The organism is Nonomuraea sp. NPDC046570 (assembly GCF_040645915.1).
Lineage (GTDB): Bacteria > Actinomycetota > Actinomycetes > Streptosporangiales > Streptosporangiaceae > Nonomuraea.
In genome coordinates this window covers 147,521-172,513 of the sequence record NZ_JBEYZF010000006.1, presented here as the reverse complement: position 1 = coordinate 172,513, position 24,993 = coordinate 147,521, and the positions used below count along the sequence as shown (strand labels likewise).

General features: G+C 71.5%; 23 protein-coding genes and 1 pseudogene. 9 read left to right on the top strand and 15 right to left on the bottom strand.

All coding sequences use genetic code 11. From position 1 onward, the window contains the following. Nucleotides 1-12 precede the first annotated feature (12 nt). A complete protein-coding gene (locus ABZ911_RS12695) occupies nt 13-1,452 on the top strand; it encodes a glycoside hydrolase family 3 protein (protein ID WP_358054671.1) in 1,440 nt (479 codons plus the stop codon). On the opposite strand, the gene ABZ911_RS12690 is transcribed toward ABZ911_RS12695, so the two are convergent. After that, nucleotides 1,449-2,627: an ROK family transcriptional regulator gene (locus tag ABZ911_RS12690; protein ID WP_358054670.1), complete on the bottom strand. Its 1,179-nt coding sequence runs from the start codon at nt 2,625-2,627 to the stop codon at nt 1,449-1,451. The genes ABZ911_RS12695 and ABZ911_RS12690 overlap by 4 nt on opposite strands. Before the next feature lie 116 nt (nt 2,628-2,743). Here ABZ911_RS12690 and ABZ911_RS12685 point away from each other — a divergent pair, with 116 nt between their 5' ends. Both ABZ911_RS12685 and ABZ911_RS12680 read left to right on the top strand, forming a co-directional pair. After that, nucleotides 2,744-4,678 carry an endonuclease/exonuclease/phosphatase family protein gene (locus ABZ911_RS12685; protein WP_358054669.1) on the top strand — a complete coding sequence of 645 codons (1,935 nt, stop codon included), beginning with the start codon at nt 2,744-2,746 and terminating at the stop codon, nt 4,676-4,678. 8 nt (nt 4,679-4,686) lie between these two features. Continuing rightward, nucleotides 4,687-5,136, top strand: a complete 450-nt coding sequence (locus ABZ911_RS12680; RefSeq protein WP_358054668.1) for an Rrf2 family transcriptional regulator — start codon at nt 4,687-4,689, stop codon at nt 5,134-5,136. Here the strand turns inward: ABZ911_RS12680 and ABZ911_RS12675 are convergent. Further along, nucleotides 5,133-6,323 carry an MFS transporter gene (locus ABZ911_RS12675; protein WP_358054667.1) on the bottom strand — a complete coding sequence of 397 codons (1,191 nt, stop codon included), beginning with the start codon at nt 6,321-6,323 and terminating at the stop codon, nt 5,133-5,135. The two genes, ABZ911_RS12680 and ABZ911_RS12675, sit on opposite strands and share 4 nt — an antisense overlap. 83 nt (nt 6,324-6,406) lie before the next feature. Here ABZ911_RS12675 and ABZ911_RS12670 point away from each other — a divergent pair, with 83 nt between their 5' ends. Then, a complete protein-coding gene (locus tag ABZ911_RS12670) occupies nt 6,407-6,988 on the top strand; it encodes a TetR/AcrR family transcriptional regulator (RefSeq protein WP_358054666.1) in 582 nt (193 codons plus the stop codon). A gap of 9 nt (nt 6,989-6,997) precedes the next feature. After that, entirely contained in the window at nt 6,998-7,777 is a 780-nt protein-coding gene (locus ABZ911_RS12665) for a DNA-formamidopyrimidine glycosylase family protein (protein ID WP_358054665.1), read from the top strand. A 7-nt stretch (nt 7,778-7,784) separates the two neighbouring features. Here ABZ911_RS12665 and ABZ911_RS12660 read toward each other — a convergent pair whose 3' ends face one another. From ABZ911_RS12660 to ABZ911_RS12630, 7 genes are all read right to left on the bottom strand, one after another. After that, nucleotides 7,785-8,141 (bottom strand): helix-turn-helix transcriptional regulator, encoded by a 357-nt coding sequence (locus ABZ911_RS12660; protein ID WP_358054836.1) that lies wholly within the window; start codon nt 8,139-8,141, stop codon nt 7,785-7,787. A gap of 286 nt (nt 8,142-8,427) precedes the next feature. After that, nucleotides 8,428-8,925, bottom strand: coding sequence for a CinA family protein (locus tag ABZ911_RS12655; protein ID WP_358054664.1), 498 nt, complete (start codon nt 8,923-8,925; stop codon nt 8,428-8,430). A gap of 28 nt (nt 8,926-8,953) precedes the next feature. Further along, complete coding sequence (gene pgsA / locus ABZ911_RS12650) at nt 8,954-9,532, bottom strand: CDP-diacylglycerol--glycerol-3-phosphate 3-phosphatidyltransferase (protein ID WP_358054663.1); 579 nt, start codon at nt 9,530-9,532, stop codon at nt 8,954-8,956. Continuing rightward, the gene (rimO, locus tag ABZ911_RS12645) at nt 9,529-10,938 is read right to left on the bottom strand and encodes a 30S ribosomal protein S12 methylthiotransferase RimO (protein ID WP_358054662.1); all 1,410 of its coding nucleotides are present in this window, start codon (nt 10,936-10,938) and stop codon (nt 9,529-9,531) included. Before rimO ends, pgsA begins: the two co-directional genes overlap by 4 nt. Before the next feature lie 67 nt (nt 10,939-11,005). Beyond that, nucleotides 11,006-11,770 carry a RodZ domain-containing protein gene (locus tag ABZ911_RS12640; RefSeq protein WP_358054661.1) on the bottom strand — a complete coding sequence of 255 codons (765 nt, stop codon included), beginning with the start codon at nt 11,768-11,770 and terminating at the stop codon, nt 11,006-11,008. A 77-nt stretch (nt 11,771-11,847) separates the two neighbouring features. Beyond that, entirely contained in the window at nt 11,848-14,364 is a 2,517-nt protein-coding gene (locus ABZ911_RS12635; protein ID WP_358054660.1) for a DNA translocase FtsK 4TM domain-containing protein, read from the bottom strand. 189 nt (nt 14,365-14,553) lie between these two features. Then, nucleotides 14,554-15,525 (bottom strand): LacI family DNA-binding transcriptional regulator, encoded by a 972-nt coding sequence (locus ABZ911_RS12630; RefSeq protein ID WP_358054659.1) that lies wholly within the window; start codon nt 15,523-15,525, stop codon nt 14,554-14,556. A 307-nt stretch (nt 15,526-15,832) separates the two neighbouring features. On the opposite strand from ABZ911_RS12630, the gene ABZ911_RS12625 reads away from it, so the two are divergent. Then, entirely contained in the window at nt 15,833-16,402 is a 570-nt protein-coding gene (locus ABZ911_RS12625; protein ID WP_358054658.1) for a sulfocyanin-like copper-binding protein, read from the top strand. Between the two features lie 27 nt (nt 16,403-16,429). Here ABZ911_RS12625 and ABZ911_RS12620 read toward each other — a convergent pair whose 3' ends face one another. The 4 genes from ABZ911_RS12620 to ABZ911_RS12605 all read right to left on the bottom strand — a co-directional run bounded on the left by ABZ911_RS12620 (nt 16,430) and on the right by ABZ911_RS12605 (nt 20,229). After that, entirely contained in the window at nt 16,430-17,857 is a 1,428-nt protein-coding gene (locus ABZ911_RS12620) for an aldehyde dehydrogenase (NADP(+)) (RefSeq protein ID WP_358054657.1), read from the bottom strand. 85 nt (nt 17,858-17,942) lie between these two features. Next, nucleotides 17,943-18,440: a DUF402 domain-containing protein gene (locus tag ABZ911_RS12615; RefSeq protein WP_358054656.1), complete on the bottom strand. Its 498-nt coding sequence runs from the start codon at nt 18,438-18,440 to the stop codon at nt 17,943-17,945. A gap of 20 nt (nt 18,441-18,460) precedes the next feature. After that, the gene (locus ABZ911_RS12610) at nt 18,461-19,099 is read right to left on the bottom strand and encodes a response regulator transcription factor (RefSeq protein ID WP_358054655.1); all 639 of its coding nucleotides are present in this window, start codon (nt 19,097-19,099) and stop codon (nt 18,461-18,463) included. After that, nucleotides 19,096-20,229, bottom strand: a complete 1,134-nt coding sequence (locus tag ABZ911_RS12605) for a histidine kinase (protein ID WP_358054654.1) — start codon at nt 20,227-20,229, stop codon at nt 19,096-19,098. The genes ABZ911_RS12610 and ABZ911_RS12605 overlap by 4 nt, the downstream gene beginning before the upstream one ends. Before the next feature lie 25 nt (nt 20,230-20,254). Here ABZ911_RS12605 and ABZ911_RS12600 point away from each other — a divergent pair. Together ABZ911_RS12600 and ABZ911_RS12595 are read left to right on the top strand one after the other, a co-directional pair. Beyond that, nucleotides 20,255-20,767, top strand: a pseudogene (locus ABZ911_RS12600) (ATP-binding cassette domain-containing protein); the annotation flags it as partial. Between the two features lie 249 nt (nt 20,768-21,016). After that, complete coding sequence (locus ABZ911_RS12595) at nt 21,017-21,232, top strand: hypothetical protein (protein WP_358054653.1); 216 nt, start codon at nt 21,017-21,019, stop codon at nt 21,230-21,232. A 41-nt stretch (nt 21,233-21,273) separates the two neighbouring features. Here ABZ911_RS12595 and ABZ911_RS12590 read toward each other — a convergent pair whose 3' ends face one another. Together ABZ911_RS12590 and dapA are read right to left on the bottom strand one after the other, a co-directional pair. After that, nucleotides 21,274-22,959 (bottom strand): ribonuclease J, encoded by a 1,686-nt coding sequence (locus tag ABZ911_RS12590; RefSeq protein ID WP_358054652.1) that lies wholly within the window; start codon nt 22,957-22,959, stop codon nt 21,274-21,276. A 66-nt stretch (nt 22,960-23,025) separates the two neighbouring features. Beyond that, entirely contained in the window at nt 23,026-23,943 is a 918-nt protein-coding gene (gene dapA / locus ABZ911_RS12585; RefSeq protein WP_358054651.1) for a 4-hydroxy-tetrahydrodipicolinate synthase, read from the bottom strand. A 278-nt stretch (nt 23,944-24,221) separates the two neighbouring features. Between dapA and ABZ911_RS12580 the strand changes: the two genes are divergently transcribed. After that, complete coding sequence (locus ABZ911_RS12580) at nt 24,222-24,926, top strand: GntR family transcriptional regulator (RefSeq protein WP_358054650.1); 705 nt, start codon at nt 24,222-24,224, stop codon at nt 24,924-24,926. Nucleotides 24,927-24,993: the final 67 nt, after the last annotated feature.

The following is a 24,993-nucleotide window of genomic DNA, read 5'->3' as shown; positions in this document are numbered from 1 at the left end:
GATGAGGGAACCATGAGTCAGAGTGATCGGGGGCTGCGTCGCCTCGCGGCCGGCACACTGCTCGTCGCCTTCCAGGGCACCGTCGCACCCGAGTGGGTTCTCCGCGAGTTGGAGAACGGACTCGGCGGCGTCACGCTCTTCGGCTTCAACGTCGGCGACCCCGCCGAGCTGTCGGCGCTGACCGCGTCGCTGCGCTCGGCCGGTGAGCCGGTCATCTCGCTCGACGAGGAGGGCGGCGACGTCACCCGCCTGGCCTACCACGTCGGCAGCCCGTACCCGGGCAACGCGGCGCTCGGCGCCGTCGACGACGTCGAGCTCACCCACCGCGTCTATCGGGCGATCGGCTCGGAGCTGGCCGCCTGCGGCATCAACCTCGACATGGCGCCGGACGCCGACGTCAACACCGCCGACGACAACCCGGTGATCGGCACCCGCTCGTTCGGCAACGACGCCGCCCTGGTCGCCAGGCACACCGTCGCCGCCGTGCAGGGCCTGCAGTCGGTGAACGTGGCCGCCTGCGTCAAGCACTTCCCCGGCCACGGCGCCACCCGGCAGGACTCCCACCTGGCCATCCCGGTGGTGGACGTCTCGCCCGAGGTGCTGCACGAGCGCGAGCTGGTGCCGTTCAAGGCCGCCGTCCAGGCCGGGACCAGGTCCATCATGACCGCGCACGTCTCGGTGCCCGCGCTCACCGGCACCACCCCCTCCACGCTGTCGCCCGCCGCCCTGACCGGGCTGCTCCGCGGCGAGCTGGGCTTCGACGGTGTGATCGTCTCCGACGCGCTCGACATGCACGCCATCACCAAGAGCGTCGGCCTGGCCGGCGGCTCGGTGCTGTCGCTGAACGCCGGGTCCGACCTGCTCTGCCTGGGCCCGCTGCCCACCTACGACCAGGTGCGGGAGATCATCGCCGAGATCGTGGCGGCGGTCGGCGACGGGCGGCTGCCCGTGTCCCGGCTGGAGGCCGCCGCGGCGCGCGTCGCCGAGCTGCGGGCCTGGTTCGGGTCGGGGCACGGGAGTCTCGCGGAGCGCACCGTGGTCGGGCTGGACGCCGCCCGCCGGGCCGTACAGCTGTCCGGTTCCACCAAGCCGCTGGTAGACCCGCTGGTCATCGAGGTGGACACGCCGCCGACGATCGCGGTGGGCACCGTGCCGTGGGGCATGGCGCCGTGGCTGCCCGAGGCGGAGATCGTCCGGGTCAAGCCCGCCGAGGCCGACCCGGACGCGCTGGTGGCGCGGGCCAGCGGACGCTCGCTGGTCGTGGTGGTCAAGGACGCGCACCGCTACGCCGACAGCCGCGACCTGGTCTCCACGCTGGTGGCCGCCCGCTCGGACGCCACCGTGATCGAGATGGGCCTGCCCATCTGGCGTCCCGACAGCGGCGCCTACATCGCGACGTACGGCGCCGCCCGCGCCAACGCCCAGGCGGCCGTCGAACTGCTGACCGCCTAGGAGACGAAGATCTCCTCGCGGGCCTGGTCCAGGGCCGCGAGGACGGCGCCTCTGAGCACCGGGTTGCCCTCCACGGTGGTGGTCGCCACCGAGGGGCGGATCGGGCAGATCCTGGCCACCGCCTCCTCCACCCGGGTGGTGAGCGCCGCGCCGCCCGCGCGGCCCACCTCGCCCGCCAGCACCACCAGGCCGGGGTCGAGCACAACGCAGACCGAGGCGACGCCGAGCGCCAGGCGGTGGGCGACCTCGTCGAGGAGGGCCTCGCCCCTGGTGCCCGCCTCGACCGCGATCTGCACGCACTCGCCAGCGGTGTCGGCGGCGAAGCCGTACCCGCGGGCCAGTTCGGTCACCGCCTCGGCGCTGATCAGCGACTGCAGGCCGCCGGCCAGCGACGGCAGCCGTCCGGGCACCGCGCGCACGTCCTCGGCCAGCGGTACGCCCGGCACCGGCAGGTAGCCGATCTCGCCCGCGCTGCCCGAGGTGCCCCGGTGCAGCTTGCCGCCAAGCATGACGGCCAGGCCGATGCCGCGCCCGGCCCACAGCAGCACGAAGTCGTCGACGCCCTGGGCGGCGCCCGAGACGCGCTCGGCGATCGCGGCCAGGTTGACGTCGTTCTCGATCGTCACCTCCCGCCGCAGATCCCTGGCCAGGGCCTCGTGGATGCCCTCGTGCCAGTGCGGCAGGTCGAAGGAGAAGTGCACGTCGCCGCTGCGCGGGTCGACCACGCCGGGCGTGCCGATCACCACGCCGCGCAGCTTGGCCAGGCCCACCTTGGCGCTGCGGCAGGCTTTGACGACCGCGCTGTGCACGACGGCGACGGGGTCGTCGTGCCCGTTGGGCGCGACCGTCACCTCGGCGACCGTGCGGCCGTGGATGTCGGCAATCGCGGTCGAGACGAACTCGGGCCCCACGTCCAGCCCGGCCACATAGGCGCTGGAGGGCACCACGGAGTAGAGGGCCGCGTTGGGCCCCCGCCCGCCCGCCTGCTCCCCGACCACCTCGACGAGCCCCCGCTCCTCGAGCCTGGCCAATGTCTGCGAGGCCGTGACCTTGGACAACCCCGTCAGGTCACCGATCTGCCCCCGCGTCATGGGCCCAGTGGCGAGAAGCAACTCCAGGGCGGCCCGGTCGTTGATCTCTCTCAGCAACCTGGGCACACCAGGACGTCGATCCACGCTGTTTCCCACCGTCTTTGATTAAAGTTGTTAGGAGTTTAGCGTCAGGAGCGTCTCTTCTCGCTGTTCAGCCGCAACCCCTTGCGCCGAACTCGCACCGGACCTGAGGATGGCGCATGACCATCCCCCGGGGTCCCGCCGTCATGCTCGGTCTGGGTGTCGTCCTCCTGTTCGACGCCCTCCGCGTGTTCCTCCCCTCGCTGATCACCCTGTTCGGCCGCGCCGGCGACACACCCCCGGAGCAGATGGGCCTGTACGCCGCCCTCTGGTTCGTCCTCCCGTTCCTGGCCATCCCCCTCCGCCCCCACTGGTCCCTGTACGGCGGCGCCCTCGCCCTGGCCACCCTGCGCCTGTCCCTACAGGCCTTCGACGGCGGCCCCGCCCAGCTCCACCTCTCCTCAGCCGCCGTCACCGCGGCCCTGGTCTTCCTGTACGGCTGCGCCCGCACCCTCCCCCGCCCCGCCGTGGCCCCCGGCGTGGCGGGCGGCCTGGTCTTCGCGGTGGTCTCCCACCTGCTGCTCGACGGAGTGGACCTGGTCTGGCGCGACGGCGCCCTGCCGTGGATCGCGACCGCCCTCCTCTGCGCGACCTTCCTGCTCTACCTACGGCTCACACCCCCGGCCCCCGCCGACGACCTGGCCCCCTGGGCGGCCTGGTTCCTGGTCGGCCCCGCGCTCCTGCTGGTCGGCATGTACTCGGGCTCGTCCATCGCCCTTCTCGACTGGAACAGGTCGTGGGTGATCCCGGTCGTCACCGTCGGCCCGCTGCTCATCGGCTGCGCGTTCCTGTTCCGTCAGGCCACCCGGGTACCGGCTTCCCGCTGGACCCCGGCCCGTGACGCCGTGCTGGTCGCCCTGGGTATGGCGGTCACACTGATCGACCCCGGCAACCACCTCCTCCACGTCCTCGCGCTCCTGTCGATCGGCGGCCTCCTGGGAGCCAGCGCCCGCCCCGGCGCCCCGGCGGGACGACCGGGCGCTGGGCTGCTCGGCGGGATGCTGGTGTTCCTGGTCGCCCTGTTCCTGTACTACTCCGCCTACGACCTCGACCTCGGCTTCCCCAACATGGTGATCCCCGTCCTGGTGGCCCTGGCCCTCGGCGCGATCGGCACGGTGTCGATGTCGCGCACGCCCGCCGTCCTCGCCTCGGTCCGCGACCCGTGGCCGTGGCGCCCCTTCGCGGCGGCACTGCTCACCCTGCCCCTCGTCCTGGTCTCCATCTGGCGGCCCACACCCGACCAGCGGCCCAAGGACGGGGACACCTTCACGCTCATCGCCTACAACGTCCGGATGGGCTACGGCCTCGACGGGCGGCTCTCCCTCGACCGGATCGCCTCCTGGGCCGCCGCCCAGAAGCCGGACGTGGTGCTGCTCAGCGAACTCGACCGCGGATGGCTGCTCAACGGCGGCCACGACGGCCTGTCCCGCATCGCCAAGGGGCTGGGCATGCGCGCCTACTTCGCGCCCGCCGCCGACACGCTGTGGGGTGAGGCGCTCCTCACCAACCTGCCGGTCAAGCAGCTCGCCTCGCACCGCCTCGGCCGGCACGACTACCCGACGGGCGCGCAGGCGCAGGCGATCGTGCTGGAGGTCGGCGGGAAGGAGGTCGGCATCGTCAACACCCACCTGCAGGCCCCACCCGGCCAGGCGCCCGAGGTCGCGGCCCTGGCCCGCAACCTCGCCACCGGCCTGAGCGCCGAGGCGGCGGGGGTCCGCGTGCTGGGCCCGATGTCCGCGATGTGGCCGGCGGCGAGCGTGAGCTCCGACGACGGTTCAGCCGGCGAGCGGCCGGTGATCCTCGCGGGCGACCTCAACACGCGGCCCGGCGACCCCGAGATGCGGGTGCTGGAGGCGGCCGGGCTGTCGGACCCGCTGACCGCGTTCGGCGACCCGCCCACCTCCCCCGCCGAGGCGCCGGTCGTGAGGATCGATCATGTCCTGGTCACGAAAGGACTGAGCGCGGTGAAGGCCGAGGTCCCGCCCGTGCCGTACTCCGACCACCTGCCCGTTGTGGTGACCTTGCGCATAACCAGTGTTGACCAGGAGGGATAATCGACAACATGCGCCTTTCCGCTCGTGTCGACTACGCCCTCCGCGCCGCCGCCGAACTCGCCGCCGCCGGCGCCGGCCCCACCACGGTGGGCGAGCTCGCCAAAGAGCAGGACATGCCGCCCAAGTACCTGGAGAACATCCTGCTGCAGATGCGCCGGGCCGGTCTCGTGCGCGGTCAGCGTGGTCCCGAGGGCGGCTACGTGCTGGCCAGGCCGCCCGCCCAGATCTCGCTGGCCGACGTGATCCGCGCGGTCGACGGACCGCTGGCCAACGTGCGCGGCGAGCGTCCCGAGCATGTGGGCTACCGGGGGCCCGCCGAGTCGCTGCAGCAGGTGTGGATCGCCCTGCGGGCCACCGAGCGGGCCATCCTGGAGGAGGTCACGCTCGACCAGGTGGCCAGCGGCGCGCTGCCGGAACGGGTCCGCCAGCTCGCCGCCGACCCCGCGGCCTGGGACTAGGCCACCGTCAGCGGGCGCTCGCCCAGGCGGTGCGCCAGCCAGAACAGGGCCAGCGCCACCAACTCGACCACTGCGGCCGCGGCGGGAAGCGCGCCTGGGCCGTACGCCTCCAGGACGAGGCCGCCCAGCGCGCCCGCCGCCGACACCCCCACGTAGACCGCGCTGCTGTTGAGCGCGAGCGCCTGCGGCCCCGCGGGGCCGGCCAGCGCGAGCAGCCGGGTCTGGGCGGGCGGCGGCACCCACCACGACGTCACCGCCCACGCCAACAGCAGGGGCAGCAGCCCGAGCAGCGGGAGCGGCCGGGCGAGCCAGCACACGGTGAGGACCGTCATCACTGCGGCGAAGCCCGCGACGCCCGCGAACAGCGCCCGGTCGGCGCCCCACCGGTCGGTGGCCATCCCGCCGAGCTGACCACCGGCCAGCCCCGCGGCCCCCGCCAGCGCGAACACCAGCCCCAGCTCGCCGGGCCCCGCCCCCGCGAGGTCCCGGAGCAGCGGGGCCAGGTAGGTCATCACCATCATGCTGCCGAGCACGATGGCCACGATCCCCAGCAACCCGGCCAGCACCTGCGGCCTGGCCAGCGGCGAGAGCCGCGCACGGACCGGCATCGCCGGCTGCGCGGGCGGGTCGGGCAGCGTGACCAGCAGCGCCACCAGTGAGGCCGCCCCCAGCAGCGCGCCGAGCCCGAACGTCGCCTGCCAGCCGAACGCCCCGCCCACCCAGGTGCCGATCGGCACGCCGAGCATGAGCGAGCCGGTCAGCCCGCCCATCACCAGCGCGAGGTATCGCCCCTGCCGCCCTTCCGGGGCGAGCGCGGTGGCGATCGCGTACGCCGCGGGCACCACCGCGGCGGCGGCCAGCGCGGCCACCACCCGCAACCCCAGCAGCACGGGATAGGAGTGGGTGAACGCCGACGCCGCGTTGGCGGCGGTGAACACCAGCATCGCCCAGGTGAGCAGCGCCCGGCGCGACCAAGTGGCGGTGACGACGGAGGCCACCGGCGCGGCCAGCGCGAAGGCGAGAGAGAAGACGGTGACGAGTTGGCCGCCCGCCGCCTCGCTCACCCCGAGACCGGCCGACAGGGCGGGCAGCACCCCGGCGATCAGGTAGTCGTCGGTGGCGAAGGTGAAGGTGGTGAGCGTCAGCGCCACCAGCCACGCGGGCGGGAGCCGGGTTTTGGCGGGCATGCGACCTCCATTAAGGTAACGAGTGTTACCGAGATAAGGTAACAGTCGTCACCCTGAAGGCGTCAACCCGGATCGAGGCACCCATGGCCAGGACCGCCGACCCGCAGCGCCGCGCCGAGCTGCTCGACTCGATCGTCGACTACCTCGCCGGACACGGCCTGTCCACGCTGTCCATGCGCCCCCTCGCCGAGCACCTCGGCAAGAGCACCCGGGTGCTCACCCACCACTTCGCCGACAAGGAGGAACTGCTCTCGGCCACCATGGAACGCCTCGACGAGCGGCACCGGGGCTGGCTGCGCGCGCTGCCCGGCTGGGACGGCTCCGACAGCGTGGGCACGATCATTCGGCGCACCTGGGACTGGCAGCTCCAGGAGGAGAACCTGCCGATCGCCAGGCTGATCCACGAGATCGAGGGGCTGGCGGCCGGCGGGCGGCTGGCCGGGCACGTGCCCAGGCTGCTGGCCGACCGCGCCGAGTTCGTCGCCGCGCTGCTGCGTGAGCGCGGCGTCCCCGAGCGCGCGGCGCTGCGTATCTCCACGCTGGCCAACTCCGCCTACACCGGCCTGCAGATCGACTACCTCACCTCCGGCGAGCGCGAGCGCGTGGAAGAGGCCCTCGACCAGCTCGTCGCACTGGTCGACGAGTGGGTGCGGGCGGCTTCCTAGACTGGGGTCATGCCAGAGGGAGACGCCGTCTACCGTACGGCCCGGCGCCTGAGCCAGGCGCTGGACGGCCGGGTGCTGACCAGATCCGACTTCCGCGTCCCCCGCCACGCCACCGCCGACCTCACCGGCCGGACGGTCCTGGAGACCGTCTCACGCGGCAAGCACCTGCTCACCAGGGTCGAGGGCGGCCTCACCGTGCACACCCACCTGCGCATGGACGGAAGCTGGCGCGTCACCCCCGCGGGACGGCCCGGCGCGCCCGGCGACCAGATCCGGCTCGTGCTGGCCAACGAGGAATGGCAGGCGACCGGCGTCAAGCTCGGCATGGTGGACCTGCTGCGGACCGAACAGGAGGCGCGGGTGGTCGGGCATCTGGGGCCGGACCTGCTCGGCGCGGACTGGGACCCGGCGGAGGCGGTACGACGGCTGGCCGCGCATCCGGACACGACGATCGGGGAGGCGCTGCTGGACCAGCGCAATCTCGCGGGCATCGGCACGATCTACCGGGCCGAGACGCTCTTTCTCAGGGGAGTGCATCCGTGGCGGGCCGTGGGCGCGATCGACGACCTGGACGGCCTGGTCTCGTTGGCGCGGCGTCTACTCGACGCGAACAAGGACCACGCGGGCACGGTGACCACCGGTGATCGCCGTCCGGGATTTCAGACGTGGATCTATGGCAGGGCCGGAAGGCCCTGTCGCCGATGCAGCACACGCATCCGGCGCGGGGAGATGGGGGCGCAGCCGCAGGAGCGGCTGATCCTCTGGTGCGGCCACTGCCAGCCGCGCTAGCAGCGCGTCAAGCGGCCACCATGTCCTTGACTTCGGGGAACACGGAGTCGTCGATCCCGCTGGGGACCGTCTCGGCCAGGGGAAGACGCTCACGCTCGGGCACGTCGGCCATCACCGGAGCGGCCTGGAGCTCGGCAAGCGCGAACTGATCGGAAACCTCTCGTAGCACCTGTGACAGCGGAACACCCAGAGCGCCGCAGATCGAGGCGAGCAACTCCGAGGAGGCCTCCTTCTGACCGCGCTCCACCTCGGACAGATATCCGAGTGAGACGCGCGCCAAAGTGGACACCTCTCGCAAGGTGCGTCCCTGTCGCACCCGGAGCCGCCTCAACACGTCACCGAGCAGCTGACGCAGCAGAATCATCTGTCGCTCCCTCCCCGGCGTGGATGTCTTCACCACGCCCCGCGCGATCGGATCGTGCCGCCCGTCCTTCTTCGTGACTTCGTACATACTCCTCGCCGTCATCATCGGGCGTCGCCGCGCCTGCCGCGTCGCACGTGGTTCGCCGCGTTGGTCTTTCGGCCCGCCTGCCGGGCTCGCGCTGCTTGCAGATGGCTCACGGACCTCACTCACAGCTCCACCGTACCCGTATCCACCGACACCGCGTCAGACCGTCCCTGGCATGTTCGCTCGGGACGTAACGCGGTAATCACCGGGAATGTTCCCCTCTGTTCGCTTCGAGCACACCTGTGAGGAGATCAATAGCCTCGTCCACCACGCTTACCCGAATCCGCTCCCGGGATCCGCGCAGCACCAGATTCCGCGGCCAGATCCGGCCTCCGGGACCGCTCACCGCCACATGTACGGTGCCGACCGGCTTGCCGTCCTGCGGCTCGGGCCCCGCCACCCCGGTCACCGCCAGCCCGTACGTCGCCCCGCACAGCCGCCTGACCCCGGCCGCCATGTCGGCGGCGACCTGCGGATGCACCGCGCCCTCCCGCCGCAGCAGCTCTCCGGACACGGCCAGCAGTTCCCGCTTCAACTCGGTGGAGTAGGAGATCACCCCGCCCCGGAAGGCCACCGAGGCCCCCGGCACCGCGGTGAAGGTCGCGCCGATGAGCCCACCGGTGAGCGACTCGGCCACGGCGAGCGTGGCGCCCTGCCCCTCCAGCAGGGTCAGCGCCTCGGCCGCGCGTGCCGTACTCACCGCCTGGTTCCCGCCGCGCACCCGCCGCTCACGGCTCGCCCGCGCGGGCCTGCTTGGCGACCTGGCGGAGTCTGATCGCGCGGACGACGTAGTCGGCGCCGGTGACGACGGTCACCACCGCGGCGGCACCCATCGCGACCCAGCGGATCGGGTCCGGCACGCCGGGCAGGATGTACAGCACGATGGCGGCGATCTGCAGCACGGTCTTGACCTTGCCGCCGTAGCTGGCCGGGATGACCGCGTGCCGGATCAGCACCAGCCGCAGCAGCGTGATGCCGATCTCCCGGCCGAGGATCATGATCGTGACCCACCAGTGCAGCTCGCCCAGGACGGACAGGCTGACCAGCGCGGCGCCGGTGAGCGCCTTGTCGGCGATCGGGTCGGCGATCTTCCCGAAGTCGGTGACCAGGTGGTAGCGCCTGGCCAGCTCGCCGTCGAGGTGGTCGGTGAACGAGGCCACCGCGAAGACCGCCAGGGCCGCGAACCGCCAGCCCGTGCCCGGCATGAACAGACAGATGACGAAGAAGGGGACGAGCGCCAACCGGACCACCGTGAGGACGTTGGCGATGTTCCACGGGCTGACCACGCGGCGCTCGTCCGGGGTCATGGACCGGCCTTGATGCGGGCGATCAGGTCGACGCCCTCGGCGTCGACCACGACGGCCCGCACGATCTGGCCGGGGACCAGACCGATGCCCTGCACGGTGACCGAGCCGTCGACCTCGGGGCCCTGGTGCGCCGCCCGGCCCTCGTAGCCGCCGTCGCCCAGGTCCTCGTCGATGAGCACGTCGACCTCGGTGCCGATGCGCTCCTCGGCGCGCTGCGAGGTGAGCTCCTCGGCCAGCTCGGTGAGCCGGCGCACCCGCTCGTCGATGACCTCCTGCGGCAGCTTGCCGGGCAGGTTGGCGGCCTCGGTGCCGTCTTCGTCGGAGTAGCCGAACACGCCGATCACGTCGAGCCTGGCCTCCTCCAGGAAGCCGACCAGCTCGCCGAACTCCTCCTCGGTCTCCCCGGGGAAGCCGACGATGAAGTTGGAGCGCACGCCCGCCTCGGGTGCCCGCTCGCGGACCATGGCCAGCAGGTCGAGGAAGCGCCTGGGGTCGCCGAAGCGGCGCATCCGGCGCAGCACCGAGCCGCTGGCGTGCTGGAAGGACAGGTCGAAGTAGGCCGCGATGCCCTCGGTGCCGGCGATCACGTCGAGCAGGCCGGGGCGCAGCTCGGCGGGCTGCAGGTAGCTGACCCGCACCCGTTCGATGCCGTCGACGGCGGTGAGCTGCGGCAGCAGCTTCTCCAGGGCGCGCAGGTCGCCCAGGTCCTTGCCGTAGGAGGTGGAGTTCTCGCTGACCAGGACGAGCTCGCGCACGCCGCGGTGGGCCAGCCAGTCGGCCTCGGCCAGCAGGTCCTCGGGGGCGCGGGAGACGTAGGCGCCGCGGAAGGCGGGGATGGCGCAGAAGGTGCAGCGGCGGTCGCAGCCCGAGGCGAGCTTGAGCGAGGCCACCGGGCTCTCGTCCAGCCGCCTGCGCAGCACCCTCGGGCCGCTGGCCGGGGCCAGCCCGTCGGGCAGGTCACCGTGGCCGGGGACGGCCGTGGTGGCCGCTGCGGCGCGGTCGACCGGCGAGATCGGCAGCAGAGTGCGCCGGTCGCGCGGCGTGTGCGGCACGAGCGGCCTGCCCTCGAGCACGTCGTCGAGGCGCTCACCGATCTCGGTGTAGTCGTCGAAGGAGATCACCGCACCGGCTTCGGGCAGCGCTTCGGCCAGCTCCTTGCCGTAGCGCTCGGCCATACAGCCCGCGGCGACCACCTTGGCCCCGGAGTCCGCGGCGGCCAGCAGTGTGTCGATGGAGTCCTTTTTCGCCGAGTCGATGAAGCCGCAGGTGTTGACGACGACGACATCGGGGTCGTCGTCGTCGAGCTGCCAACCGGCAGCCTCAAGTCGCGCGGCGAGCTCCTCGGAGTCGACCTCGTTGCGCGCGCAGCCCAGTGTGATCAGCGATGCGGTTCGGCGGGAAGACATGGTGAACCCTACGGTATCGGGAGTTGGCCACTACCCGACGCACCTCCCCCGCACTTGTGGGCCTGGCTCACCTAGGACGCGGCACGCTGGGCCCGAACGAACGCCGCACCATCTCGCCCCGAGCGCCTGGTGCGCCGAGGTTCTTGCCGTTGACCTGCAACAGCACGGCACCCGCGTCCCCGATAAGAAGTCTGACCTGTTTTGCCGCCTGCCAGGTGGTGGTCTTGCCCGCCTGCAACGTCCCCGAGAACAGTTTGCGGCCGGTGGAGTCGTGCACGTTGAGATAGGACGAGCGCTTCGCCTTGATCCGTACCACGACCAGATCGTCCTTCTGGGTGGTGGACTGGGCCACCGGTGCGCGCGGCGCCACGGACACCGGCTTGCCGGCCGGGACGCTGGGCACCGAGTTGACCGGCCTGATCTCGGCCGCCGGGATCTCCGCCGGCCCGCCGAACACCCGCACCACCCCGAACACCACCACGATGGCCAGCGCGACGCCCAGCGCCATCGTCCAGTTGGGCCCGCGCCGCTCGCGCAGCTTGATGCCCTTGCTGTTCTTGAACACCGCCGAGGCGCTGACCGGCGCCTGGATGCCGCCGTGCTGCTCGTCGTAGAGATGCGCCATGGTGTCCGGATCGAGCCCGACGGCCTTGGCCAGGCTCCGCACATGCCCTCTGGTGTAGAAGTCGCCCCCGCACTGCGAGAAGTCGTCCCGCTCGATGCCGTAGATCAGCGCTTCACGGATACGAGTGCTCGCACTCAGCTGCCCGACCGTCAGCCCTGCCGCCCGCCTGGCCTGTGCCAGCGTGGCCCCAATGCTCTGTTCGTTCACGACGAACGCCTCCCGCCCCCGACGTTGCGTAGTGGTCCATATTCAACCAGTAACCGCCACGGAAGGATGCACCGGGGTCATTCGCCGCGCAGGTCGGCCAGAAGTCCGGGCAGATCGTCGGGCTTCACGAGCACTTCGCGCGCCTTGGAACCCTCGCTGGGACCGACCACGTTGCGGCTCTCCAGCAGGTCCATCAGGCGGCCCGCCTTGGCGAACCCGACGCGCAGCTTGCGCTGCAGCATCGAGGTGGAGCCGAACTGCGTGGTCACGATCAGCTCGGCCGCCTGGATCAGCACGTCGAGGTCGTCGCCGATGTCCTCGTCGATCTCCTTCTTGACCACCACGGCGGCGACGTCGTCGCGGTACTCCGCCTGCATCTGCGTCTTGCAGTGCGTGACGATCTCGGCGATCTCCTTCTCCGAGACGAACGCGTTCTGCAGTCGCAGCGGCTTGCTGGCCCCCATCGGCAGGAACAGCGCGTCGCCCTGGCCGACCAGCTTGTCGGCGCCCGGCTGGTCGAGGATGACGCGGGAGTCGGTGAGGGAGGAGACGGCGAAGGCGAGCCGGGAGGGCACGTTCGCCTTGATCAGGCCGGTGACGACGTCCACGCTGGGCCGCTGGGTGGCGATCACCAGGTGGATGCCGGCGGCGCGGGCGAGCTGGGTGATGCGGACGATGGAGTCCTCCACGTCGCGCGGGGCCACCATCATCAGGTCGGCGAGCTCGTCCACGATCACCAGCAGGTACGGGTACGGCTGGTAGACCCGCTCGCTGCCCGGCGGCGGCACCAGCTTGCCCGCCTTGACCGCCTTGTTGAACTCGTCCACGTGCCGGAACCCGCTGGCGGCCAGGTCGTCGTAGCGGCGGTCCATCTCGCCCACCACCCATTCGAGGGCCTCGGCGGCCTTCTTCGGGTTGGTGATGATCGGCGTGATGAGGTGTGGGATGCCCTCGTACACGCTCAGCTCGACCCGCTTGGGGTCGACCAGCACCATGCGCACCTCGTCCGGGGTGGCGCGCATGAGGATCGAGGTGATCAGCCCGTTGACGCAGACCGACTTGCCCGCGCCGGTGGCGCCCGCGATGAGCAGGTGCGGCATCTTGGCGAGGTTGGCCACGATCGTGCGGCCCTCGACGTCCTTGCCCAGTCCCACGATCATCGGGTGGTGGTCGGCATGGGCCACCTGCGAGCGCAGCACGTCGCCGAGCGAGACCAGGTCCTTGTCGGCGTTGGGGATCTCCACCCCGATCGCCGACTTGCCCGGGATCGGCGACAGGATCCGCACATCCGCCGACTTCACGGCGTAGGCGATGTTCTTGGTCAACGCGGTGACCTTCTCCACCTTCACCGCGGGGCCCAGCTCGATCTCGTACCGGGTGACCGTCGGCCCCCGGGTGAAGCCGATCACCTGCGCGTCGATGACGAACTGCTCCAGCACACTGGTCAGCGCGTTGACCACGGTCGTGTTCGCCTTGGTCTGCGGCTTGGGCGCCGACCCCGGCTTGAGCGTCTGCAGGTCCGGCAGGGTGTACGGCCCGGCCTGCGAGGACAGCACGAGCTGCTCCACCTTGCGCGGCGCGGGCGTCGGCTCCGGCGGCTCCACCTTGCGCGGCGGCGCGACCGGCTCCTCCTCGTCGGTCAGCCCCGGCACGATCTCCGGCGAGTGGTCGGTGCGCTTGTCCTTCTCCGCGATCACCGGGGAGTCGTACGGCTTGACGCTGTCCCCGACGTCGGGCTTGTCGCCCTTCTTGGCCCTCGTCCGCTTCCTGGCCGCCTCCCCGGGCCTGGGCGGCGCCCCCCGGTCGAACAGCATGTGCCGCAGCTCGCCCAGCCGCTCGGGGATGCGGTGCACCGGCGTCGCGGTGATCACCAGCACGCCGAACCCGGACAGCATCATCAGCAGCGGGATCGTCACGAACGCGGGCAGGATGCTGTCCGGCGGCGCGGAGACGATGAACCCGATCATGCCGCCCGCGGCCGACACCTTGTCCATGCCGTCGGTCTGCGTCCCCGACGGGTACGGCGTGCCGTTCGCCACGTGCACGACGCCCAGCACGCCGACCAGCAGCGCGCTCCACCCGATCACCATCCGGCCGGTGTCGGCGTTCTGGTCGGGGTGGCGCAGCAGCCGCCAGGACAGCAGCCCGAACATCAGCGGCAGCGCCCAGGCCAGCGAGCCGAAGACGGCGTGCACGACGACGTTGACCACGGTGGACACCGTGCCCGCCGACTCGCGCCAGGTCATCGCGGCCAGCACGATCGCCCCCGCCAGTACGGCCAGCCCGACGCCGTCGCGGCGGTGCGCGGGGTCGAGCTCGCGCGCCTGGTCGCCGAGCGCCCTGGCCGCGCCGCCGATACCGTTGGCCAGCAGCATCCACAGCCCGATGACGAGCCTGCCGATCATCGTGAAGACCCAGCTGATCGGGTCCTGATGGGTGCCGGTGGGCTTGCGCGCCGAGGCCGTTCCCTTCGCCTTCGGCCGCCCCGAACCCGCGCCTGACGACGCGCTGGTCCGCTTGGCGGGGGTCGAGCGAGACGAGGTCGACCGTTTCGCCGGCCCCTTCGATGCGCTTTTCGGCGTACGGGTGGCCATGATGCCAAAGGTACGTCGGAGACACCGCCCAGCGCCGGGAGCCACGCCGGAGTGGCGAAATGTCGGTTTCTATTCAGGCCGGGAAACGGTAGACCGTGCTGGAGGCGTACCTCTCCCCCGGCCGCAGCACCGTGGAGGGGAAGGCGTCCTGGTTGGGCGAGTCGGGGAAGTGCTGGGTCTAGCCGAAGATCACGAAGGTGCCTCTCCCGTGGAGTCACGGACGACCAGGCTGGTCTGCAGGGTGGCGACGGTGGCGGAGTCGCCGTCGTCCACCGACTGCAGGAGCAGGTCGACGGCCATGCGCCCGGCGGCGGCCGTGGGCATGGCGATGGTGGTGAGCCTGGGGCGGTTGAGCCGGGCCGGCACGATGTCGTCGACCCCGATCACGCTGATGTCCTCGGGCACCCGCACGCCCCGCTCGTACAGCCCCTCGATCAGCCCTAGGGCGACCAGATCGTTGCAGGCGAGCACCCCGGTGACCCGGGAGGCGACGACGTCGGCGGCGACGGCCTGGCCGCCCTCCTCGGTCGGCGGGCAGGGGCCGAGGAGGACGAGGTCGAGGCCGCCGATCCCGGCCACGGCCTCCCGCATCCGCTTGCCGATCCACGAGCCGCCGGGCCCGGAGACGAGCGCGATCCTGCGGTGGCCGAGCCCGGTCAGGTGCTGTACGGCGAGCCGCGCGCCCTCGCCCACGTCCATCAGGACCGTCGGCATGCCCCTGAGCCTGCGGTTCACCACGACGAACGGCACCTCTTCGTGCAGGCGCTCGATCGTCTTGCCGGACAGCCGGGGGCTGCACAGCAGGACGCCGTCGACCTGCTTGCTGAGGGTCTGGATCAGCTCCTCTTCGACCTGCGGGTTCTCGTCGGTGTCGGCGACGAACACGTGGTAGTCGCGGGCCCTGGCCTGGGCCTGGGCGGCCTTGATGAGCGGGGGGAAGAACGGGTCGGCGATGTCGGCGACGATCAGGCCGAGGTTGTGCGTACGGCCCGTGGTCAGCGCCCGCGCGGCCCGGTTGGGCCGGTAGCCCAGGTCATCGGCCACGGCCAGCACGCGGGTACGGGTGTCGGGGTTCACCAGGTGCGGCGCCGAGAAGGCCCGGGACACCGTGGAGACGTGCACTCCCGACGCCTTGGCCACGTCGCGAATCGTCACCGCCATGCTCCGCACTCTAGTGCAATCGGTTGTATTCCTGTCAATCGACTCCCAAGGCGCTACGAACGCTTGCCGTCATGGTGTGCACCTGCGGAAAGAGCGGCCCAGGTCAGGGTGGCCTGGGCAGGGTGGGCGCTTGAGGTTCACCCAAGGAGCCGCGCTCCCTTCTGCAACCGATTTCAGAAGGATTGGGCCTCTGGCATGACTCCCTTCCTCGCCCGTAGCCTGAAAGAAAGGGACGCCGGCCTCAGCCTCATGTGCGGGAGGTGGGCGGCCAGAGGGAAACGGCTCGCAGTCACGGGGGATGGAGCCGATGCGACTTCACCATGCAGGTCTCGCCGGGGCCCTGGCCTCGGTCATGCTCACCGCGGTCGTCGCCGGGCCACCGGCGGCCACGGCGGCGCAGCCACAGCCGAAGTGCACAGCGCCGCCGTTGCCGGGCCAGGTGGTGAATGTGACGCTGGCCGACATGGGATCGGGCACCAAGAGCCCGAGTCCCCGCCCATACGGTGCTCCCGCTCCGCATGAGATGACGACCGACACGAAGATGACGCTGTCCGTCGCCCCGGCCACGGTTCGGGCGGGCACAGTGTCATTGCGGGTGACCAACAAGGGAACCTTCGCCCACCAGGTCGTCGTGCTGCCACTACCGACGGGACAGACCGTAGGACAGCGGGAAGTGGGTTCCGACATGCGCGTCGACGAGGCGGGCAGGCTCGGCGAGGCGTCGAACAACTGCGGCGCGGGCACCGGAGGGGGCATCTCCCCAGCCTCCATGGGCTGGACCACGCTCAAGCTGCCCCCCGGCCGCTACGAGCTGGTGTGCAACTTCCCCGGCCACTACGCCAGGGGCATGTACGCCGAACTCAACGTCACCGGGTGATCAACCCGTGAGACCGCAGGCGAACGGTCAGCCGTCGAGTCGGCGCGGGACTCCCAGGGGGTTGTCGTCGCGCAGTTCGGCGGGCAGCAGTTCCTGCGGCCAGCCCTGGTAGGCGGTCGGCCGCAGCCAGCGCCGCAGCGCCATCGCGCCGACGGAGGTGTGCGCCGGGGCGCTGCTCGCGGGCCACGGGCCGCCGTGGTGCATGGCCCAGCAGACCGCCACCCCGGTGGGCCAGCCGTTCCAGACCAGCCGCCCCGCCTTCCCCCCCAGCACCTCGGCGACGGCCCGCGCCTCCTCGGGGTCGCTCGCGTGCACAGTCGCCGTCAGCGACCCTTCGAGCCTGCCGAGTACGGCGGGCAGCTCCGCCGCGTCCCGATAGGTGACCACGATCGACGACGGCCCGAAGCACTCCTCGGCGACCGACGGCAGCCGCGCGGCGAACGCGGCCAGGTCGATGGTGAACACCTTCGGCGCGACCGCCCACGCCCCTTCGCCTTGGGCGCCCTCGGCCAGCAGGGTGAGCTTGTCCAGCCGCTCCACGCCGTCGAGGTAGCCCCGCCTGATCCGCTCGCTCAGCATCGGCGACCCGCTGGTCCCGGCGACCGCCGTACCCAGGGAGGCGACCAGGTCGGCGTCGTCGGGCACGAACACCAGCCCCGGGTTGGTGCAGAACTGGCCCGTGCCCAGGGTGAGGGAGGCGGCGAAGCCCGCCGCGAGGCCCTCGCGGGCGGCGGAGGGCAGCACGACGACCGGGTTGACGCTGCCCAGTTCGCCGTAGAAGGGGATCGGGTCGGGGCGCTCGTCGATGAGCGCCTGGACGGCCTTGCCGCCGGGGACCGACCCGGTGAAGCCGACCGCGGCGACGGCGGGGTGCCGCACCAACCGGCCGCCCGCCTCGAGGCCGTGAACCAGGCCGAGCAGGGCGGGGTCCGGCAGCGCGGCCCTGATGACGCGCGCGCTGAGCTCGGAGGTGAGCGGGTGTCCCGGGTGCGCCTTGACGACGACCGGGCAGCCCGCGGCCAGCGCGGAGGCGGTGTCGCCACCGGCCACGGAGAAGGCGAAGGGGAAGTTGGAGGCGGCGAACACGCCGACGACGCCGGGCAGCGGGTGGTTCATCCGGCGCACGTCCGGCTGCGTGGAGATCACCGCCTCCAGGTGGCCGCCGTCCCGCAGCACCTCGGCGAAGAGCCGGAACTGCCCGGCCGCCCGCCCCACCTCGCCGCGCAGCCGGGTCTCGCCGAGCGCGGTCTCCCGGTCGGCGAGCGCCCAGAGCTCGTCCACATGCGCTTCGAGCGCGTCGGCGATCGCTTCCAGGATCTGCGGCCTGTCCGCCGCGCGCCAGGCGGGTCCCGCCGCGCGGGCGGCTTCGACGGCGGCGTCCACCTCGGCATTCGTGTTCTCGGGGACGGCCTCGCCGAAGGGGGCGCCGGTTCGCGGGTCATATGCGTGGATCATCGTTACATCCTATGCAATATCACACTTCACTACACCTACTCGTTCCGCGCCAATTCTTGCAGTCGTTCATAAACATGTCGACTATTCACATATGTGGATGAACATGGTCGAGCCATGGGCGATGGGATCCGTCGAAGGGGGCGGCCGACTCGCCGACGGACTTCATCAGCCAGGCCGCCGACGCCTCCGCCTGGGCGATGACCTCCGCCGGGTAGCGGAACGCGACCTGGTGCTCGGCGAACTCGTCGGCGTCGTCCAGGAGCAGCCTGCCGTCCCGGAAACGGATCACGTCCAGATCCAGGTCGACCATGTGCACCTCGCCGTCGCGCCACTCGGGCACCGTGGACACGTCGACGTAGACCTCCGTCTTGTGCGGCTCGGCGTTGAACAGCGCCACCCACCACCGGTCGCGCGGGAAGAGCATCACGAACGCGTGCTTCCACCACACCTTCGGCTCCTCGCCCCGCTGCCCCCAGGTACCCGCCTCGCATCCCACCCAGACGCCGTGCTCGTCCTCGCCGAGCAGCCGGGCCGGATGGTGCCAGTGCAACCTGCCGTCGTACTTGCTGAAGACAACTCTCACCGCTCGGACGGTATGCGAGCTCACCGCGGCCGGACAACCCCGCTCTCGTAGGCGGCGATGACGAGCTGCGCCCGGTCGCGGGCGCCGAGCTTGGCCAGCAGGCGGCCGATGTGCGTCTTCACCGTGGCCAGGCTCAGGTGCAGGTGCGCGGCCAGCTCCGCGTTCGACAGCCCGCGCGCGACCAGCGTGAGCACCTCGCGCTCCCGCTCGGTCACCCCGTCCAGCCCCGGCATCGCGGGCCGGGCGGGCACCCGGGTGAACTCCTCGATGAGCCTGCGCGTCACCGTCGGCGCGAGCAGCGCCTCCCCCGCCGCCACCACCCTGATCCCGGCCAGCAGGTCGGCTGGCGGGGTGTCCTTCAGCAGGAAGCCGCTGGCCCCCGCGCGCAGCGCGGCGTACACGTAGGCGTCGAGGTCGAACATGGTCACGATCAGCACCCGGGTGCCGCCCGCGATCCGCCTGGTCGCCTCGATGCCGTCCATCACGGGCATCCGCACGTCCATCAGCACCACGTCGGGCCGTACCCGCTCGGCCACCGCGACCGCCTCGGCCCCCGTCCCCGCCTCCCCCACCACGGTCAGATCCGGCTCGGACTCCACCAGCACCCGAAAGCTCCCCCTGAGCAGGGCCTGGTCATCCGCCACCAACACCCGAATCACGAAATCTCCTGGTACGGCAGGCAAGCCCTCACCCGGAACCCCTTGTCCGGCCCCGGCCCCGCCTCGAACGCCCCGCCGTACAGCATGACCCGCTCCCGCATCCCGATCAGCCCGTGCCCTTCCTCCCGCGCCGGCAGCGTACGCCGCCCCGGCCCGTCGTCGGTCACCTCGATCCGCACCTCGTGCGCGCCGGCCTCCACCAGCACCCGGCACCGCGCGGGGGCCGCGTGCTTGACCACGTTCGTCAGCGCCTCCTGCACGATCCGGTACACCGACAGCCCCACCCCCTCGGGCACCCCGCCCGCGTCGCGCACGTCCAGATCGACGGCGACGCCCGCCAGCCTGGTCCGCTCGGCCAGCTCCGGCAGCGCCGCCAGGCCGGGCAGCGGCCCCAGGCCGGGCGGCTCGGTCCGCAGCACGCCCAGCAGCCTGCGCATCTCCACCAGCGCGCTCCGGCTCGACGTCTCGATCACCCGCAGCGCCTCGTGCGCCTCCTCGGGCCGCGAGCGCAGCACATGGTTGGCGACGCCCGCCTTCACCGCGATCAGGCCGACGCTGTGCGCCACCACGTCGTGCAGCTCGCGGGCGATGCGCAGCCGCTCCTCGGCGACCGACTCGCGGGCCAGCCGCTCGGCCGAACGCGCCGCGTACTCCCTGCGCTCCCCCACCGCCCTGCCCAGCGTCCACGCCCCGCCCATCGCCGCCACACTGAACAGCACGTCGCCGACCACCTTCCCCCACCCCGACGGCATCCCCAAGGCCGCCAGCGCGACGCCCGCGAACGCGCTGACCACGGCGATCCCCGACACGGGCACCCGCCCGCCGCCGACCAGCCCCACCAGGTAGAGGGCGTAGGCGGGCGCGGCGTACGGCGCGCCGACCACGTCCAGCGCCATCGCCGCCACCGCGAACACCAGCACCACCGCGAACACGGCCCTCGGCCACCGCCGCCGCAGGGCCAGCGGCAGAGCCAGGCCGAGCGGAATCGCCAGCCGCACCCACAACGGCATGTCGGCGGTGGCCGCACCGGCGAGAAAGACGACGGAGAACCCCCAGGCGGCCAGACAGTCGAGCGCGATGAGCTGGGCGCGGCTCAGGCGCCTGGCGAACAGGGGGCGCGTCTCGGTCACCCCCCGACGCTATCCGGCCCTGGCCAGGCCGATGTGCGAGGTCGGCGCGCTGCTCGACGCGGGCGCCGTGCACGGCGGGCGCAGCGCCTACGACCACCTGCTCTGCCTGGCCAGGACCAACGGCATCGGGCCCGCCCGGGTGGCGGAGGTGCTGGAGCAGGTGGGGCTGTCCGGGGTGGCCCGCAAGAGGGTCGGCGGGTTCTCCCTCGGCATGAAGCAGCGGCTCGGCATCGCCGCCGCGCTGCTCGGCGACCCCGGCGTGCTGATGTTCGACGAACCGGTCAACGGCCTCGACCCCGACGGAGTCCTCTGGATCCGCGAGCTCATGCGCGGGCTGGCCCGGGAGGGCAGGACCGTGCTGCTGTCCAGCCACCTGATGAGCGAGATGTCGCTGACCGCCGACCACATCCTGATCATCGGTCGCGGGCGGCTGCTCGCCGACTCCGGCATGAGCGACCTGACCAGCGCCTACTCCTCGCTGGAGAGCGCCTACCTGGAACTGACCGCCGCGAGCGTGGACTACGGGACGGCCCGATGACACTCCTGTCCGCCGAGTGGCTCAAGCTGCGTTCGGTCCACTCCACCCACCTCATCCTGGCGATCTCCCTGGCCGCCGTCGCCGTGGGCGTCGCGGTCGCCTGGTCGGCCGTCGGGACGCTGGAGGACGTCTCGCCCGAGCGGCGGGCCATCGCGCGGATGGCGGAGGTGGAGGAGGTCGTGCTCATCATCCCGCAGCTCTGCCTGGGCATCCTGGGCGCGCTGGCGGCTCGTCGGGCTGGTGTACGTGGTGCCGATGATCGTGGGCAACCTGCCGGAGCCGTGGAGCGAGCGGCTGGGGTCGGTGATGATCGGCGGGCTGCCCCGGCAGATCACCGGCGACGACCTGACGAACTCCGTCTTCGGCGCCCTGCTCCCGCCATCTGTCGCGGCGGCGGTCCTGCTCGCCTACGCGGTCATCCCGCTCACGCTGGCCGCGCCCCTGCTGCGGAGCCGCGACACCTGATCGACGGGGGGTACGGCGGCGCCGCCGCCGTACCCCCCGGATCAGACCTCGACCACCACCGGGATGATCATCGGGCGGCGGCGGTAGGTGTCGCTCACCCAGCGGCCGACCGTCCGGCGCACCACGCGCCTGATCTGCTGGATGTCCATCACACCGGCGGCGGCGACCTCCTGCAGCGCCTTCTCGATCTGCGGGATGATCTCGTCGAACCGGTCCGGGTCTATGCCCGATCCCCGCGCGTGGATCTCCGGCGTCGCGGTGAGCTTGCCCGAGGTGGAGTCCACGACCACGACCACCGAGATGAAGCCCTCTTCGCCCAGTATGCGGCGATCCTTCAGCGACGTGTCGGTGATCTCGCCGACCGAGGTGCCGTCGACGTAGACGTAGCCCGCCTGCACCGCGCCCACGATCCGCGCGCGCCCCTCGACCATGTCGACGACGACGCCGTCGTCGGCGATCACGATGTGGTCGTCCGGCACACCGGTCAGCGCGGCCAGCTTGGCGTGCGCCCGCAGGTGCCGCCACTCTCCGTGCACCGGCATGAAGTTGGACGGACGGGTCAGGTTCAGGACGTACAGCAGCTCGCCGGCCGCCGCGTGCCCTGACACGTGCACCTTCGCGTTGCCCTTGTGCACCACCCGGGCGCCCCATCGGGTCAGCCCGTTGATGACCTTGTTGACCGCCGTCTCGTTGCCCGGGACGAGCGACGAGGCGAGCAGCACCGTGTCGCCCTCGGCGACGCGGATCGCGTGGTCACGGTTGGCCATCCTGGACAGCGCGGCCATCGGCTCGCCCTGCGAACCCGTGCAGACCAGCAGCACGTCCTCCGGCGGCCACTCCTCGATGTCGCGGGAGTCGACGATCAGGCCCGGCGGCACCTTGAGGTAGCCGAGGTCGCGGGCCACCCCCATGTTGCGCACCATCGAACGCCCGACCAGCGCGACCTTGCGGCCATGCCGCTCGGCGGCGTCGAGAACCTGCTGGATGCGGTGCACGTGCGAGGCGAAGCTGGCCACGATGACCCGCTTCTCCGAGGTACGGATCACCTCGTCGATGACCGGCGCGATCTCCCGCTCGCTGGTGACGAACCCCGGCACCTCGGCGTTCGTCGAGTCGGACATCAGCAGGTCGACGCCCTCGGAACCGAGCCTGGCGAACCCGCCGAGGTCGGTCAGGCGGCCGTCGCTCGGCAACTGGTCCATGCGGAAGTCGCCGGTGTGCAGCACGATGCCGGCGGGTGTGCGGATCGCCACCGCCAGCGCGTCCGGGATCGAGTGGTTGACCGCGAGGAACTCGCACTCGAAGGGACCGAACGTGCGCCGCTCCCCCTCGACGACCTCCACCTTCACCGGCTGCATGCGGTGCTCGGTCAGCTTGGCCTCGATCAGGGCCAGCGTCAGCCGCGACCCGGCGAGCGGGATGTCACGCCGCTCGCGCAGCAGGTAGGGAACGGCCCCGATGTGGTCCTCGTGGGCGTGCGTCAGCACCACGGCCTCGATGTCGTCGAGGCGGTCCCGGATGTAGTCGAAGTCGGGCAGAATCAGGTCGACGCCCGGCTGTTCGGGGTCGGGGAACAGCACGCCACAGTCGACGACGAGCAGTCGGCCGTCGTACTCGAAGACGGCCATGTTCCGGCCGATCTCCCCGAGACCGCCGAGCGCGACGATGCGCAGGCCCCCTTCGGGCAGTGGCGGCGGGGGGCCGAGCTCCGGATGCGGGTGACTCATGCGGCACCCCCTGGTCGGTCAGATCGTGTTCTCAAGCTCTCCGTTCCTCCCCGTCTGTTCTGTTCATCATGCGTCTGACAACTTCACTCCGCCGGCCACGAGACATGCTCGAAGCTCGGCGATCTGCTCTTGGGTGGCGTCCACGAGCGGCGCCCTCATCGGACCGGCCCCCCGGCCCACCAGCGCCAACGCCGCCTTGACCATGATCGCACCACCGGCCCGCATCATGATCCCGTCCACCACGGGCAGCAACTGCCGGTGTACGGCCAGCGCGCCCGCGATGTCCCCGGCCCGGTGCAGCGCGATCATGCGGGCCAGCTCGGCGCCCACGACGTGCCCGATGACGCTGACGAAACCCGCGGCGCCCACCGACAGCCAGGGCAGGTTGAGGGTGTCGTCGCCCGAGTAGAAGGCCAGGTCGGTGGCGGTCATCACCTGGGAGGAGGCGAACAGGTCGCCCTTGGCGTCCTTCACGGCGATGATCCGGTCGTGCTGCGCGAGCCGGATCAGGGTCGTGGTGCTGATCGGGACGCCGCTGCGGCCCGGGATGTCGTACAGCATGACCGGCAGGTCGGTCGCCTCGGCGACCGTCACGAAGTGACGGTAGAGGCCCTCCTGCGGCGGCTTGTTGTAGTAAGGCGTCACCACGAGCAGGGCGTGCGCGCCCGCGCGGGCGGCCGACCTGGCCAGCTCCACGCTGTGGACGGTGTCGTAGCTGCCCGCGCCGGCCACCACCGTGGCCCGGTCGCCCACCGTCTCGACGACGGCGCGCAGGATGCGCTCCTTCTCGCCGTCCGTGGTCGTCGGCGACTCGCCGGTGGTGCCGCTGACGATGAGCCCGTCGTTGCGCTGCTCGTCCACGAGGTGGGCGGCCAGACGCCGCACTCCGTCGTAGTCGACGGTGCCGTCCACGTTGAACGGCGTGACCATGGCGGTCAGCATGCGCCCGAAGGGCGCGTCAGTGGTTCCAGTAGGCGATGCCATAGTGCGAACGCTACCTGGATTCCCGGAATCGGTGGACCCCGCCACCCCGCCGCCCGCACATGGAAGAGGCCGCCGATATGTGCTCGGGGGTACACACATCGACGACCTCTACCCGAGAATCGGTGTCCCTTACGCCCGCGTTACACGGATCTCAGAACATTTTTCGGCACGTTCCCACGGCCGGAAGTTGGAGTTCCAGCCCGCCTCGATGACGGTCGGTTACCTGCCGAATACGGCAACATGGGGCAACGTTTCACAGCAACCACAGGGATGGACTAGTGGCCAGTTCCGATCCGGTCTACCTGCGCGTCGTCGAAGACATTCGGCGACAGATCACCGACGGCACCCTTCCCCCCGGCGCGCCCATCCCCTCCCGGGCGCAGCTGACCCGCAAGTACCAGGTCGGCGAGACCGCCGCCAGGCATGCCCTGCGCGTACTGGCGGCCGAAGGGCTCATTTTCGGCCGGGTGGGATCCGGCCATTACGTCAGGGAGCGCCCCGACCTCACGCCCCTGCACCGATGGCGCCTCCACGACCAGCACGCCGACCTGCAGGCGCAGGGACAGCGTGTGACGTGGGACTGGCACAGCGAACTCGTCGACGCCACTCCGGAGATCGCCCAGCGGCTCCGGCTGGAGGAGTCCGCCCCCGTGACCAGAACCCACTACGTCTTCCGTGGCGACGGCAACCCGCTCCAGCTCGCCACCTCCTACGAACGCCCCGAATTCGCCCCCCACGCCGAGGACGAACGCCGCAGCGTCGTCAACCGCATGTCCGCCCACGGCGTGAAAATCACTGAAATCATCGAAAGCGTCCACACCCGAGTCCCCCGCCCGGCGGAGAGCGACGCGCTCCACCTCCCCACGGGCGTCCCCGTCCTCCACCTCAAACGCACCCACTGGGCCACCGACCGCCCCGTGGAAACCAGCGACATCGTCATCCCCGGCGACCGCTTCGAGGTCGTCTACAGCGTCCCCGTCTAACCCCCACCACCCCTCAACACCAGCCCGCGCCCGGCACGCACCACCCCACCTCTTCCCAGCCCGCGCG

Coding starts and splice junctions, on each gene's coding strand:
- ABZ911_RS12695 (WP_358054671.1), top strand. CDS start 13: ATGAGTCAGAGTGATCGGGGGCTGCGTCGCCTCGCGGCCGGCACACTG.
- dapA (WP_358054651.1), bottom strand. CDS start 23,943: ATGGCATCGCCTACTGGAACCACTGACGCGCCCTTCGGGCGCATGCTG.
- ABZ911_RS12685 (WP_358054669.1), top strand. CDS start 2,744: ATGACCATCCCCCGGGGTCCCGCCGTCATGCTCGGTCTGGGTGTCGTC.
- ABZ911_RS12670 (WP_358054666.1), top strand. CDS start 6,407: ATGGCCAGGACCGCCGACCCGCAGCGCCGCGCCGAGCTGCTCGACTCG.
- ABZ911_RS12675 (WP_358054667.1), bottom strand. CDS start 6,323: ATGCCCGCCAAAACCCGGCTCCCGCCCGCGTGGCTGGTGGCGCTGACG.
- ABZ911_RS12680 (WP_358054668.1), top strand. CDS start 4,687: ATGCGCCTTTCCGCTCGTGTCGACTACGCCCTCCGCGCCGCCGCCGAA.
- ABZ911_RS12660 (WP_358054836.1), bottom strand. CDS start 8,141: ATGATTCTGCTGCGTCAGCTGCTCGGTGACGTGTTGAGGCGGCTCCGG.
- ABZ911_RS12635 (WP_358054660.1), bottom strand. CDS start 14,364: ATGGCCACCCGTACGCCGAAAAGCGCATCGAAGGGGCCGGCGAAACGG.
- ABZ911_RS12590 (WP_358054652.1), bottom strand. CDS start 22,959: ATGAGTCACCCGCATCCGGAGCTCGGCCCCCCGCCGCCACTGCCCGAA.
- rimO (WP_358054662.1), bottom strand. CDS start 10,938: ATGTCTTCCCGCCGAACCGCATCGCTGATCACACTGGGCTGCGCGCGC.
- ABZ911_RS12630 (WP_358054659.1), bottom strand. CDS start 15,525: ATGGCGGTGACGATTCGCGACGTGGCCAAGGCGTCGGGAGTGCACGTC.
- ABZ911_RS12620 (WP_358054657.1), bottom strand. CDS start 17,857: ATGATCCACGCATATGACCCGCGAACCGGCGCCCCCTTCGGCGAGGCC.
- ABZ911_RS12665 (WP_358054665.1), top strand. CDS start 6,998: ATGCCAGAGGGAGACGCCGTCTACCGTACGGCCCGGCGCCTGAGCCAG.
- ABZ911_RS12625 (WP_358054658.1), top strand. CDS start 15,833: ATGCGACTTCACCATGCAGGTCTCGCCGGGGCCCTGGCCTCGGTCATG.
- pgsA (WP_358054663.1), bottom strand. CDS start 9,532: ATGACCCCGGACGAGCGCCGCGTGGTCAGCCCGTGGAACATCGCCAAC.